The organism is Cohnella xylanilytica (assembly GCF_014212175.1).
GTDB classification, from domain to species: domain Bacteria; phylum Bacillota; class Bacilli; order Paenibacillales; family Paenibacillaceae; genus Cohnella; species Cohnella xylanilytica.
Window position 1 is genome coordinate 1 of the sequence record NZ_JACJVR010000115.1, and the last position, 13,598, is coordinate 13,598.

The window sequence follows — 13,598 nt, forward strand, 5'->3', positions numbered from 1 at the left end:
CCGGTGTCCGTCAAGCTGTCCGGTCCCGACTCCGCGCGGATCGGCGAGAGCTTCGACGTCGGCTTGTCGCTTGGCGGCCCTTCCGAAGGCGCGACCGCGGGCAAGTTCGTCATCGAATACAGCCAGCTTCAGTTCGAATTCGTCTCCGCCCAATCGGCGGGCTCCGGCGTTCAAGTTCTGGCCGAGAACGACGAGCCGGGCCAGGTGACGATCGTCGCGACCGCGGAGGGCGGCTTCAAGGACGGCAAGACCGTTCTGACCTTGACGTTCAAGGCGCTGGCCGAGACCGACCTGAGCGGAATCTCCGCTTCGGCGGAGCTGGGAGCCGCGGACGGCTCCGTGCAGCAGGGCCGGGAATCGTTCGCGATTCAAGTGGCGAGCGGCATCGCCGGCGATCTGAACAACAACCGCGCGATCGACGTCGGCGACCTGGCCGTTCTGATCAAGTATTTCGGCGTCGATTCGACGAGCGCCGACTGGAGCAAGGTAGCGGCCGGCGACTTCGACAAGAGCGGAGCGATCGATCTCGCGGACCTCGCTGCCCTCGGCAAGATCGTCCTGTACGATAACGGCCAACAGTTCGAGCTGCTCGAAGCCGACATCATGGGCATGCAGAACGCGATGGAGGCCGGCAAGCTGACGTCCGTCGAGCTGGTGCAGATGTACCTGGACCGGATCGCCGCCTACGATCAGCAAGGCCCGGCGATCAAGTCGATCATCAGCGTCAACCAAGAAGCGTTGAAGACGGCCGCGGCGCTTGACGCCGAGCGCAAGGAGAAGGGGCCGCGCGGATTGCTCCACGGCATTCCGATCATCGTCAAGGACAACTACGACACGCTCGGCATGCCGACGAGCGCCGGCTGCACCTGCTTGAAGGACAACTATACGGTCAGCGATTCCTACATGGTGAAGAAGCTGAAGGACGCCGGGGCGATTATCCTCGCGAAGGCGAACCTGAGCGAATTCGCGATCAACACGGACACGAACAGCTCGCTCGGCGGACAGACGAAGAACCCGTACGACCTGACCAAGAACCCGGGCGGCTCCAGCGGCGGCACGGGGGCGGCTCTCGCGGCCAACTTCGGCGCGGCCGGCCTCGGCACCGACACCGGCGGTTCGATCCGGATTCCGTCTTCCTACAACAGCATCGTCGGCATTCGCCCGACGATCGGCCTGACGAGCCGCGACGGCATCATCCCGCTGGCGCTCTCCCAGGACGTCGGCGGCCCGATGGCCCGCACGGTAGCCGACGCGGCGATCATGCTCGACGCGATCAGCGGCTACGATCCGAACGATATCGCGACCGCGGGAAGCGTCGGCAAGATCCCGGTCAGCTACACGAAGTATCTGGACAAGAACGGACTCGACGGCGCCCGGATCGGCGTCATCACCGACGCGAGCATCACCGGCAGCAACGCGGAGGTCAAGGGGCTTCTCGCCAAAGCGGTCGAAGACATGAAGGCGCAAGGCGCGACCGTCGTCGAGGTGAGCATCCCGAACGTATCCAAGATTTTGTCGTACTCGAGCCTTAGCGCCTACGAATTCAAGTTCAACCTGAACGAATACTTGGCCAACACCCGCATGGTCGATCCGAACGTCGTGCGCTACCATACGCTTGGCGACATCGTCAATTCGGGAACGGACTTCCTGCAATCTCTCAAAAACACGCTGACGACGCGGAACGGCATCGAGACGCTCGAGACGCAAGAGTACAAGGACATTCTGCTGTACCGCACGAAGCTGACGCAGCAGTCGCTGCTGCAGGTCATGGCCGACAACAAGCTCGACGCCCTGTTGTATCCGTCGACGTCCGGCCCGACCGGCTCCAGCTCCGGCAGCGCGAACCGCCTCAGCCCGTTCTCCGGCTTCCCGGCGATCAGCGTTCCGGCCGGATTCGTCTCCGCCGGCACGCCGATCGGCATCGAGCTGCTGGGCCGGCCGTACGAGGAAGGCACCCTGATCAAGCTCGCTTATTCCTACGAGCAAGCGACGCATAACCGGAAGGCGCCCGAATCCGTGCCCGAGCTGGCGGCGGCCGAGCCGGCCCCGCAGCCGTAATCACCTCAATTCGAAGGGACGAACCTGGATATGGCACGTAAACGACTGACCTTATGCGCTTCGCTGCTCATCGCCGTAGCCTTGCTGCTGCCGCCGTTCGCGGCGGCGGCCGACGCTCTGCCGTCCTTCTCCTTGGAAGTGTCCAAGAGCTCGATCAAGAAGGGCGAGGAGTTCACGGTGGCCGTCAAAGGAGCGAACCTGACGGACCTCTATGCCTTCGAAGTCAATCTCTACTACGATCCGAAGAAGATGGAATTCAAGGCCGGAAGCGAGACCTCGGGCTCGGTCGGCTTCGGCGTCCCGGCGAAGGTCGTGACGGAGGACGGCAAGACGCATCTGCTGTACGCCCATACGAAGACCGGGTCGGCGAGCGGGGACAGCGGCTCCGTCTCGCTCGCGACGTTCACGTTCGTCGCCAAGGAGAACGGATTATCGACCGTGACGGCGAAGGACATCCAGCTGATCGATTCCAACCTGATCCTGACGATGCCGGCGACGAGCGTCAGCCGGTCGGTCCGGATCGGACCGACGCCCTCGGCCGATCCGGGAACCGGCGCAAGCGGCGGCGGCACGGGCTCCGGCGCGACCGATCCGGCCGTCGTCGCGGTAACGGCGGAGCAATTGAAGGACGACGGCACGGGCAAGGCGTCCGTCGCCTTGAAGGAAGGCGAGACGCAGCTCGCGCTGCCGGCGAATACGGCCGAGCTGCTCGGAACCCGGCCGCTGGAGGTCGCTTCCGGCGGAGCGATTCTGCAGGTGCCCGCCGCCCTGTTCAAGCAGCTGACGGCTTCGCTGACCGAAGCCCAGGCGCAGGGCGGCTCGATCGCCCTGATCGCCCGGCCGTTCGAGCCGCCGGCCTCCCTCGGGGCCGACCGGAAGCCGAGCGGCCAGGCCTACGAGCTTCAGCTGAAGTGGATCGGCGCCGACGGAAGCTCGCGGGAGATCGGCGCCTTCGCCGAGCCCGCGACGATCAGGCTGCCCCTCGCCGCCGCCGCGAATCCGAAGCTGGCGTCCGTCTATTCCTTGCCGGACGGCGGAGCCCCGCAACGCATCGGCGGAGAGTATGCCGGCGGGTATGTGACGGCGCGAGTCTCCTCGGCCGGCTCCTATGCCGCGCTCGTCGTCGACAAGACGTTCTCCGACGTTCCTTCTTCGCACTGGGCCTATGAGGTGATCCGGGAGCTGGCCGCGAAGGAAGCGGTCGACGGCACCGGCGAAGGCGCCTTCGAGCCGAATCGGAGCGTGACGCGCGCCGAATTCGCCTCGATGCTCGTGCGGGCTCTCGGGCTGACCGAACAAGGCGCGGCTGCGTTCGAGGACGTGCCGGCCGGCTCGTGGTACGCCAAGGACGTCTCGATCGCCTATAAGGCCGGCATCGTTCAAGGAACGAGCGCCGACCGGTTCTCTCCTGGAGCGAAGATCACCCGGGAGGAGATGGTCGCCTTGGCCGTGAGGAGCTACGAGGCTCTGAAGGGGCAGAAGCCGGCGGCTGCGACCGCTTCCTTCCAGGACGAAGAGCAAATCTCCGCTTGGGCGCGCGATTACGCGAAGAAGGCGTCCGCCCTCGGGCTCGTGCAAGGGCGCGCGGCCGGCCAATTCGCGCCTCGGGACGAATCGACCCGAGCCGAAGCGGCACAGGTCATCTACCGGCTGTTGAATCTGTGAAGATGTAAATCGGCAGCCTATCGGCAAACGCAAGGGGGGCGTTCCTGAGGGAACGCCCCCTTGCTGTTGTACGCCAGACATGGGTGTCGTCTGTCGGGGAAGATGCAACATCAAGCGGCGTCGTTCAGCCGGCTGCGGGCGCGAACGATCGAGAGCTTAAATCTGAGAGGCGCCTCCGTCCACGGGGAACTCGGCTCCGGTCGTGTACGTGGCGTCGAAGGCAAGGAACGCGACCGTCTTGGCAACCTCGAGGGGCTCTCCGAAGCGCAGCATCGGATTCCCTTGGCTCATCTGCGCCTTGGTCTGCTCGGCGGCCTCCTTCGGCATCGATCTGTCCAAGATGCCCGTCTCGATAGGGCCGGGGCTGACCGCGTTGACGCGAATCTTCCGCGGCAGCAGCTCGCGGGCCAGACTGCGGGTCATGGAGCGCAGCGCCGCTTTGCTGGCCGCGTACGCGCTGATCATCGGAATCCCCAATACGTTCGCGACCGAGGTGGTGAGAACGACGCCGCTTCCTTCGTTAAGAAGCGGGGCGAGCTTCTGCACGGTGAAATACGGACCCTTGGCGTTAATGGCGAGCAGCTCGTCGTACACTTCCTCGGTTACCGATTCGAAGGGGACGAAGCGCGTGACGCCGGCGTTCGCGAACAGGGCGTCGATCGTGCCGAACTCGGCCTTCACCCGTTCCGCCAACGCTTCGATATCCTCGAGCGACGCGGCATCGCTCCGAACGGCGATCGCGCCGTTGCCGAGCCGTTCCCGAGCCGCTTCGAGCGCGGCCGGATTGCGGCCGGTGATCAGGACGCGGGCTCCTTCGTCCGCAAGCAGCTTCGCCGTCTCGAGGCCGAAGCCGCTGCTGCCTCCCGTGATGACGACTTTCTTGCCGGCGTATTTGCCTACTGCCGAGTTCTCCATTCCCATCTTCCTCCAGTCAGATCATCCGTTGTCGGATTCGGATAATGAACTACGTGACCGAGTATACACCTTTAAATTAATAAAGTAAACTATATGCATCAAAAGTGTTAATTTAATAAACTATATAAACCATGTTTGCGTTGACGGGGATTCTGATATAATAAGCTTTTAGGAGCGATAAAGGGGGGCCATTCGTGAGAAAAGCCGTAAGCGCGGATCAATATATCTATAAAATCAAACCCGTTATCCAGAGAACCCGATTCAGCCAGTTGAAAATAGACGATATCGCCAAATATATGGACATCAGCAAAGTAACGCTATATAAGCATTTCTCGTCCAAAGACGACATCCTCGAGCGGGTCGTCGAGTATGGAATGAGATTTTTGCAGCAGGCGGACAGCGTGACGAACGACGATTCCATCCCGTATATCCAGCGCTTCCAAAAAACGTTTCTGCAATCGTTGATACTCGTGATTTTTTTATCGGACCTGTTCCTGCAGGACCTCAAGGAATTTTATCCGGGGCTGTTCGAGAAGATTGTCGTCGCCCAGCGAAATCGCAACAAAAACTTGCAGGAGTTCTTCGAGCGCGGGATGGAGCGGAAGATATTCAACCGAATGAACGCCGTGCTGTCCTTGGTCCAAGACGACGCTACGCTGCGGCGCATCCTGGACCCGACCTTCAGTATTCAGTGGTACGACCTCACCTTGAAGCAAGCCGTCATGGAATTTTATCGAATGAAAAAGTATCAAATGATTCGACCGGAACACCTGGATACGGTCGACGATTCCGGCATGGAAGAGGAGATCGTTCGAATCCTGCAGAGCATCTCCTGATCCGGTTGCGGCCTAGAGCAGGGATCCTGAAAACAAATGGGACAGCCCCCGGCTTAACGGAGGGCTGTTTTGGCGTTCGAACCTTTTCCCATGAACCCTTCCCTTACCGAAGCAACTGTGGAGCGTGTTGCGAATATGTATGTAATTAAAAATGACACAAACTATCCGACAGTAAATATATCGCGCTTGATTTAGTCATTTAATATCACATAAAACCGGGACAAAACCGAAACAAAACTCGAATCGGCTCGAATGAACACTTCTTTTGTTAGGTATATTGACGTTAAAGTTAGCCCCCTCCTATAATGAGCTCACGAACGCGGAAGGCGGCAGCCGGCCGGAACGTTCGGATATAGAGAGGTTATTATCCATGGGAGATGGGGAGTGTTCGGATGAGACGCAGGGGTTGGCTCAAGAGATGGATCGTGCCGTTCGCGCTGTGCCTTACGCTGTCCGCTTGCGGCGGCAGCAACAACGAAGGCGGAGCTTCGCCTTCGTCTCCGGAGCCGTCGTCCCCGCCGGCTTCTCCGTCGGCGACGGCTTCCGCCTCGGGGGAAGCGAGCCCGCCGGCAAGCGAGAGCGGCGGCGCCGTCAAGGTAGGCATTATTCACTCGCTCAGCGGGACGATGGCGATCAGCGAAGTATCCGTCCGCGACGCGGAGCTGCTGGCCATCGAGGAGCTCAATGCCAAGGGCGGCGTGCTCGGCAAGAAGATCGAGCCGGTCGTCGAGGACGGCGCGTCGGATTGGCCGACGTTCGCGGAGAAGGCCCGCAAGCTGCTCTCGGAAGACAAGGTCGCGACGGTATTCGGAGGCTGGACGTCGGCGAGCCGCAAGGCGATGCTGCCGGTGTTCGAGGAGCTGAACGGCCTCTTGTGGTATCCCGTTCAGTACGAGGGCATGGAGATGTCGCCGAACATCTTCTATACGGGAGCGACGACGAACCAGCAGATCGTGCCGGCCGTCGATTGGCTGCTCGAGAACAAGGGCAAGAAGGTTTACCTCCTCGGTTCCGACTACGTGTTCCCCCAGACCGCCAACAAGATCATCAAGGCCCAGCTGAAGGCCAAGGGCGGCGAGCTCGCCGGCGAAGAATACACCCCGCTCGGGCATACGGACTACTCCACGATCATCGCCAAGATCCAGGCGGCGAAGCCGGACGTCGTGTTCAATACGCTGAACGGGGACAGCAACGTGGCCTTCTTCAAGCAGCTGAAGGACGCGGGCATCTCCTCGAAGGACCTGACGACGCTGTCCGTCAGCATCGCGGAAGAAGAGGCGCGCGGGATCGGCCCCGAATTCCTCGCCGGCCATCTGGTGGCGTGGAATTACTACCAGACGACCGACACGCCCGAGAACAAGACGTTCGTCGACAGCTTCAAGAAGAAGTACGGGGCGGACCGCGTCACCGACGACCCGATCGAAGCGGGCTACGTCGCCGTGTATCTGTGGGCCGCGGCCGCCGAGAAGGCCGGATCGTTCGACGTCGCCAAGGTGAAGGAAGCGGCGAAGGGCATCGAGTTTAACGCTCCCGAAGGCAAGGTGACGATCGACGGCGACAACCAGCATATTTACAAGACGGTTCGGATCGGCGAGCTGCAGGCCGACGGGCAGATCAAGGAGCTGTGGAACTCCGGCAGCCCGGTGAAGCCGGATCCGTATCTGAAGACGTACGATTGGGCGGCCGGGCTCGGCGGTTAAGAAGCCCGGAAGCGCGGGAGCGCGTTAGGGGCGGCAGGAGGATGGGGAGGTTCGCGGGATAGCTACTCTCGAAGCCAGCCGCCCCCTGCCGCCGCCGCCCGAGAGGAGGGATCGACGATGGCGTTATGGTTGACGCAGCTGTTCAACGGGCTGAGCGTCAGCTCCATCCTGCTGCTGATCGCCCTGGGGCTCGCGATCACCTTCGGCCTCATGCGGGTCATCAACATGGCGCACGGCGAATTCATCATGATCGGCGCTTATTCCGCTTATCTCGTACAGAAGATTTTCCAATCGTCCCTGCCGCAGGGCTGGTTCGACGCTTACTACCCTCTCGCGCTTTTGCTCGCCTTCGCGCTGGCATTCGCGATCGGCCTGCTGCTCGAGACGGCGCTGATCCGCTTCCTCTACGGAAGGCCCCTCGACAGCCTGCTCGCGACGTGGGGCGTCGGCCTCGTCCTGCAGCAGCTCGCGCGGACGATCTTCGGGGCGCCGAACGTCGGCGTGACGAGTCCTTCCTGGCTCGACGGCGGGCTTCGGATCATGACGGGCGTCGTGTTCCCGTACAAACGGCTGTTCATCCTCGCGCTCGTGGCCCTCGTCCTGCTCGCGATGTATCTCTACATCTACCGCAGCGACGCGGGCCGCCGGATGCGGGCCGTCATGCAGAACCGCGACATGGCCGCGTGTCTGGGCATCTCGACCCGGCGGGTGGACGCGGTCACCTTCGCGATCGGCTCCGGCATCGCGGGCGTCGCCGGCTGCGCGCTGACGCTGATCGGGCCGATCGGGCCGACGATCGGCACGAATTACATCGTCGACGCGTTCATGGTCGTCGTCCTCGGCGGCGTCGGGAAGCTGATCGGCACCGCGGCGGGGGCGCTCGGCATCGGCATGCTGAACACGCTGTTCGAATGGGGATCGACCGCTTCGCTGGGCAAGGTGCTCGTGTTCCTGTGCATCGTCGCCTTCCTGCAGTGGAAGCCGATGGGGCTGTTCGCGGTCCGCTCCCGATCGCTGGACGGCTGACCGAGATCGGTCGGCAGGCCGACCAAGACCGCCAGCAGGCCGACCGAGACCGCCGGGGGCTGACGGAAGGCCGCCGGATAGCCGTGCAGCCTCCGGTTCCGGCCGGCCAGGAATTCACGTATGGGAAAAGGGGATTGCTTATGCCCGTCTCGCCGACGACGACCCGCGGCCGGCTGTGGCTGCTCGCCGGCTACGGCGCCGCGCTGCTGCTTCTTCTCGCGGCCCCGCTCTACCTCAGCGACTTCCGCTTGAACCTTCTGGCCAAGTGCCTCGCCTTCGCGATAGCGGCGCTCGGGCTCGACCTGCTCTGGGGCTACACGGGCATTCTCAGCCTCGGGCACGGCGTGTTCTTCGGGCTCGGCGGCTACGCGATGGCCATGCACCTGAAGCTCGAGGCGAGCGGCGGCAAGCTGCCCGACTTCATGGGCTGGACCGGCGTCGCGAAGCTCCCCTGGTTCTGGGAGCCGTTCCGCTCGTTCGCGTTCGCGGCCGCCATGGGCATCGTGCTGCCCGCGCTGCTCGCGCTGTTCCTCGGCTTCTTCACGTTCCGGAACCGGATCCGGGGCGTCTACTTCACGATTCTGACGCAGGCTCTCGTCATCATCGTCTTCACGCTGTTCGTCGGGCAGCAGAAATACACGGGAGGGACGAACGGCCTGACCGGCTTCGCGACGCTGTTCGGGGAGCCGCTCAAGTCGCCGGGGATGAAGACGGCGCTGTACTTCGCTACTGTGGCCGGTTTGCTCGCCGCTTTTCTCCTCTGCCGCTATCTCGTCAAGAGCCGGCTCGGCAAGGTGCTGCGGGCGATCCGCGACGGCGAGAACCGCGTCCGGTTCCTCGGCTTCGACCCGTCGCTCTACCAGATGGCGGCGTTCGCCGTCTCGGCCGCCCTGGCGGGACTCGCCGGCATGTTCTTCGTCCTGCACGTCGGCATCATCTCCCCGTCCGCGATGGCGATCGTGCCTTCCGTCGAGATGGTGCTCTGGGTGGCGATCGGGGGCCGGGGCACGCTGATCGGGGCGGTCGTCGGCGCCGTCGTCCTGAACGAGGCGAAGAGCGGCCTGAGCGAATCGTTCCCGGATATGTGGACGTTCTTCCTCGGCGGGCTGTTTATCGTCGCGACGGTGTTCCTGCCGGGAGGTCTCGTCGGCCTCGTCCGGCAGCTGGCAGGCCCATTCGGAAGGAGGAATCCGTCTCATGAACAACTTGGCGAATCATCTGGAGAGCAGCAGCCTGTCGCCCCCCGCGAGCATTCCGGGTAAGGCGGGTCCCGGCGCCGTTCTATCCTGCGAGAACATAACCGTATCGTTCGACGGCTTCAGGGCCGTGCAAGGAATGGATCTGGAGCTGCAGCCGGGCGAGCTGCGGTTCCTGATCGGCCCGAACGGAGCGGGCAAGACGACGATGCTCGACGTCCTCTGCGGCAAGGTGAAGCCGTCCTCGGGCAAGGTGATCTTCCGCGGGCGGGCGAACGCCGTGGACGTCTCGAAGCGAAGGGAGCACGAGATCGCGCGTCTCGGCATCGGCCGGAAGTTCCAGACGCCGTCGGTGTTCCCGGGGCTGACCGTCGACGAGAACCTGGAGATCGCGATGTCCCAGAACCGCGGCGTATGGGCCGTGCTGCGGGCGAAGACGAGCAAGTTCGACCGGATGCGGATCGAGGCGAACCTCGAGCTGATCGGGCTCGCGGACAAGAAGCGGCTGCGCGCCGGGCTGCTCTCCCATGGCGAGAAGCAGTGGCTCGAGATCGGCATGCTGCTGCTGCAGGAGCCGGAGGTGCTTCTGCTCGACGAGCCGGTCGCGGGCATGACCGACAGGGAGACGGAGAAGACGGGCGAGCTGCTCCGCCAGATCGTGCGCAAGCGCACCGTCGTCGTCGTGGAGCACGACATGGAATTCGTGCGCCGCTTCGCGAGCCGCGTCACCGTCATGCACGAGGGCAAGCTCTTGAAGGAAGGCACGATGGAAGAGGTGCAGCGGGACGAGAGAGTCGCGGAAGTGTACTTGGGCCGAAGGCGGGATGCCGATGCTGTCGGTTCGACGGCTTGACGCGGGCTACGGGGAGAGCGTCGTTCTGCGCGGCGTGTCGCTCGACGTGGAGCCGGGGCAGGTCGTCTGCCTGATGGGACGGAACGGGGTCGGGAAAACGACGCTGATCCGCGCCGTCATGGGCCTGCTGCGGCCGAAGGGCGGAAGCGTCGCGTTCAAGGGGGAGGACGTCACCCGCCGCTCTCCCGGCCAGAGGGCGAGGCGGGGGATCGGGTACGTGCCCCAGGGACGCGAGATTTTCCCGCAATTGACGGTCCGCGAGAACCTGCGCATCGGGCTGGAGGCGTGCGCCGACCGGAAGAGCCGGGCGGCGAAGGACGTTCCTGCGGCCGCGGTCGAGAAGTTCCCGGCGCTTCAGGCGATGTACGGCCGGCGCGGCGGGGACCTGAGCGGAGGCCAGCAGCAGCAGCTGGCGTTCGCCCGGGCGCTCGCCGCGGGGCCGGAGCTGCTGCTGCTCGACGAGCCGACCGAAGGCATCCAGCCGTCGATCGTGGAGGACATCCGGGACGTCATCCGGTCGATCCGCGCGGAAGGGAAGACGGCGATCCTGCTCGTCGAGCAGAGCCTGGAGTTCGTCCGCAGCGTCGGAGACCGGTTCTACATCATGGAGAAGGGCGCCGTCGTCTGGACGGGCGGCAAGGAAGAGCTGGACGATCCGGCGGTCACCCGTTACTTGACCGTCTGACGCGCGGCGAATCGCTCTATAGTCATGAAGAGAGGGAGCCGATTCCGGCGGCGGGACGGCTCCCTCTCGCCCGTTCCTCGTGCTTGAACGCGCCGGCCGGACGGGTAAGGGATAGGTAGGATAGGACCTTGGGCCGGAAGGCCGCGGACAGGCGGAGGGAAGGGCGGACGGAACCCGGTCCGGAGAAGGAATCTCGCGGCGTTCGTCCGGGCGGCCCCCTCAAACCGGACGAGCCTTGCGAATCGGTTATATGGCGGCGCTGGCTTATTTCTCCACCGGTGGGCGTGCGCATAAGAAATTGGGAGGGGTTGAATACTATGCCCAAGTTCAAGTTCACTTTTTACCGACTGTTCCAGCGTTCGTCATACAGGCCTTCCGCAGCGGGCGCAAGGCGCACACCAGGGTCCAAAACATCCAAGAAAGTGGGGCAACACGAGCCATGAAAGCAACCGGGATTGTACGCCGCATCGACGACCTCGGCCGGGTCGTCATACCGAAGGAAATTCGCCGCACGCTCCGCATTCGCGAAGGGGATCCGCTCGAGATATTCGTCGACCGGGACGGAGAAGTCATCCTCAAGAAGTATTCCCCGATCGGCGAGCTGGGCGACTTCGCCAAGGAATACGCCGAATCGCTGTACGAGAGCACGAACCATACGGCGATCATCTCCGACCGGGATACGGTGATCGCCGTCGCGGGCGCCTCCAAGAAGGAATACTTGGACAAGCCGGTCGGCAGCCTGCTGGAGAACTGCATGGAGAACCGGAAGATCCAGCTCGAGACGCAGCCGGGCACCTACGAGATTCTGCGGGACGGAGCCGAGACGTTCTCTTCCTTCGCGATCGCGCCGATCGTGGCGGGCGGCGACCCGATCGGAACGGTGCTGCTGCTGAGCAAGGAAGAGGGCGTAACGATGGGCGACATGGAGAGCAAGATGGTGGAGACGGCGGCCGGCTTCCTGGCCAAGCAGATGGAGCAGTGAGCGAGGGCTCGCGCTCCCAAGAGAAAGCTTCCCGAAGGCGGCGAATCGCTCGCGGGGAAGCTTTTTTTCTGCGGCCGATCCGTCCTCTCGCAACGGACCTCTCGGATCATAAGGACGGAGAGTCCGCCTGTTGGGCGCGCGGCCGAGTTCGCCCGAATGGTCCCCCGTACCCGGTCCCCCGTATCCGGTCCTCCGTCCCCCCGGCCTTCCGCCGATCGCTCCTCTTGGGAAGTAATTCGGGGGAGGGCGTGATATAATGCGTTCATGGAAAAATTCCGGTACTTAGACGTCTAGGAAAATGGAAGGAACGCTCGGATGACGACGGACAGGAGGAACGACGGCGGGAAGGCCGTCTGGCAGAGCGCCGCTCTGCTCGGGGGAGCCGCGCTGCTCTCCAAGCTGATCGGGACGCTGCAGAAGATCCCGCTGCAGAATTTGGCCGGCGACCGCGTGTTCGGCTTGTACAGCGCCGTGTATTCGCTGGCGGTCATGTGGATGACGCTCGCGGCGGCGGGCGTGCCGGTGGCGGTGTCGGTGCTCGTGGCCGAGCGGACGGCCTCGGGCGACGAGGAAGGGGCGCGGCGCGTGCTGCGCTGGTCGGTGGGCTTGCTCTCCGCGAGCGGGCTCGCCGCGTTCGGGCTGCTCCAATGGGGAGCGGATCTGTTCGCGGAGTGGATGGGGGTCGGCGAGGCGGCGGACGCGATCCGCACGTCGTCGCTCGCGCTGCTGTTCGCGCCGATGACCGCGGCGCTGCGCGGCTATTCGCAGGGGCGGATGGACATGCTCCGCCCCGCGGCGTCGCAGCTGTCCGAGCAGACGGCGCGCGTCGCGTTCATGCTCGTCATGCTGTTCTGGGCGCTCGGGCGCGACTGGTCGCCGGGCGCCACCGCCGCGGCCGTGCACGGCGGCCTCGCGGCCGGAGCGTCGGCGGGTCTCGTCGCCATGCTGTGGATGGGCGGCCGGCGGAGGGGGCAGGCAGCCAAGGCGCCTGCGGATCGGCCGGAGGCGCCGGCGGTTGGGGCGAAGGCTCGGGAATCGCGCGGCGCGCTGCTCCGCCGAATCGTCGCCGTCGCGCTGCCCGTCGCCGCGGGCTCGATCGTCGCGCCGCTGTTCGGGCTCATCGACGCCTTCACCGTCCCGCGGCTGCTCCAGAGCGCGGGCGCCACGGCGGCCGAAGCGATGGGCTCCTTCGGCGAGTACAACCGCGGCATCGCGCTGCTGCAGCTTGTCGTCATGGCGGCGGGCGGCGCCTCGGCCGCTCTCGTCCCGGCGCTGACCGCCGCCCGCGCGCGGGGCGACGCGTCCGGGCAGCGCGAGCAGGCGGCGCTCGCCATGCGCTTCGCCTGGTGGTTCGGCTCGGCGGCCGCCGTCGGCCTCGCGCTGCTGGCCAAGCCGGTGAACGTCGCGCTGTTCGCCGACGACGGCGGCACGGCCGCGATGGCGCTGCTCGCGTTCGCGGCGCTGGGCGGCACGCTGCAGGCCGCTTACGCCGCGCTGCTCCAAGGGCTGGGCGACCTGCGCTCGCCCGCCCTGTACCTGGCCGCCGCCGCGCTGCTCAAGGCGGCGCTGAACGCGCTCCTGGCGCCGGCCTTCGGCATCGCCGGCGCCGCCTTCGCCGCGGTCGCGGCCTACGCGGCGGCGGCCGCGCTGAACGCGCTGTCCCCTATACACATCTCCGAGCC

Annotated in this window: 11 protein-coding genes; 10 read left to right on the plus strand and 1 reads right to left on the minus strand. The window is 64.6% G+C overall.

The genetic code is table 11. The annotated features are described in order from the left end of the window. The first annotated feature begins 3 nt into the window (after positions 1-3). Positions 4-2,058: an amidase family protein gene (locus H7B90_RS27710; protein ID WP_185139156.1), complete on the plus strand. Its 2,055-nt coding sequence runs from the start codon at positions 4-6 to the stop codon at positions 2,056-2,058. Between the two features lie 30 nt (positions 2,059-2,088). Beyond that, positions 2,089-3,723: an S-layer homology domain-containing protein gene (locus H7B90_RS27715; protein ID WP_185139148.1), complete on the plus strand. Its 1,635-nt coding sequence runs from the start codon at positions 2,089-2,091 to the stop codon at positions 3,721-3,723. Between the two features lie 156 nt (positions 3,724-3,879). Here H7B90_RS27715 and H7B90_RS27720 read toward each other — a convergent pair whose 3' ends face one another. Continuing rightward, entirely contained in the window at positions 3,880-4,638 is a 759-nt protein-coding gene (locus tag H7B90_RS27720; protein WP_185139149.1) for an SDR family oxidoreductase, read from the minus strand. 194 nt (positions 4,639-4,832) lie between these two features. Here H7B90_RS27720 and H7B90_RS27725 point away from each other — a divergent pair, with 194 nt between their 5' ends. The 8 genes from H7B90_RS27725 to H7B90_RS27760 all read left to right on the plus strand — a co-directional run. Beyond that, positions 4,833-5,474: a TetR/AcrR family transcriptional regulator gene (locus tag H7B90_RS27725; RefSeq protein WP_185139150.1), complete on the plus strand. Its 642-nt coding sequence runs from the start codon at positions 4,833-4,835 to the stop codon at positions 5,472-5,474. 392 nt (positions 5,475-5,866) lie between these two features. Continuing rightward, positions 5,867-7,174, plus strand: a complete 1,308-nt coding sequence (urtA, locus tag H7B90_RS27730; RefSeq protein ID WP_260411275.1) for an urea ABC transporter substrate-binding protein — start codon at positions 5,867-5,869, stop codon at positions 7,172-7,174. 117 nt (positions 7,175-7,291) lie between these two features. Then, on the plus strand, positions 7,292-8,200 hold the full coding sequence (gene urtB, locus H7B90_RS27735; protein ID WP_185139151.1) for an urea ABC transporter permease subunit UrtB: 909 nt from the start codon (positions 7,292-7,294) through the stop codon (positions 8,198-8,200). 140 nt (positions 8,201-8,340) lie between these two features. Continuing rightward, a complete protein-coding gene (gene urtC, locus H7B90_RS27740) occupies positions 8,341-9,462 on the plus strand; it encodes an urea ABC transporter permease subunit UrtC (RefSeq protein ID WP_185139158.1) in 1,122 nt (373 codons plus the stop codon). Then, positions 9,398-10,249: an urea ABC transporter ATP-binding protein UrtD gene (gene urtD, locus H7B90_RS27745; protein WP_185139152.1), complete on the plus strand. Its 852-nt coding sequence runs from the start codon at positions 9,398-9,400 to the stop codon at positions 10,247-10,249. Before urtC ends, urtD begins: the two co-directional genes overlap by 65 nt. Next, positions 10,227-10,934 carry an urea ABC transporter ATP-binding subunit UrtE gene (urtE, locus tag H7B90_RS27750; RefSeq protein WP_185139153.1) on the plus strand — a complete coding sequence of 236 codons (708 nt, stop codon included), beginning with the start codon at positions 10,227-10,229 and terminating at the stop codon, positions 10,932-10,934. The genes urtD and urtE overlap by 23 nt, the downstream gene beginning before the upstream one ends. Before the next feature lie 439 nt (positions 10,935-11,373). Further along, positions 11,374-11,916: a stage V sporulation protein T gene (spoVT, locus tag H7B90_RS27755; RefSeq protein WP_185139154.1), complete on the plus strand. Its 543-nt coding sequence runs from the start codon at positions 11,374-11,376 to the stop codon at positions 11,914-11,916. Positions 11,917-12,231: 315 nt separating this feature from the next. Further along, on the plus strand, positions 12,232-13,598 hold a 1,367-nt coding region (locus H7B90_RS27760), incomplete at its 3' end, for a polysaccharide biosynthesis protein (RefSeq protein ID WP_185139155.1).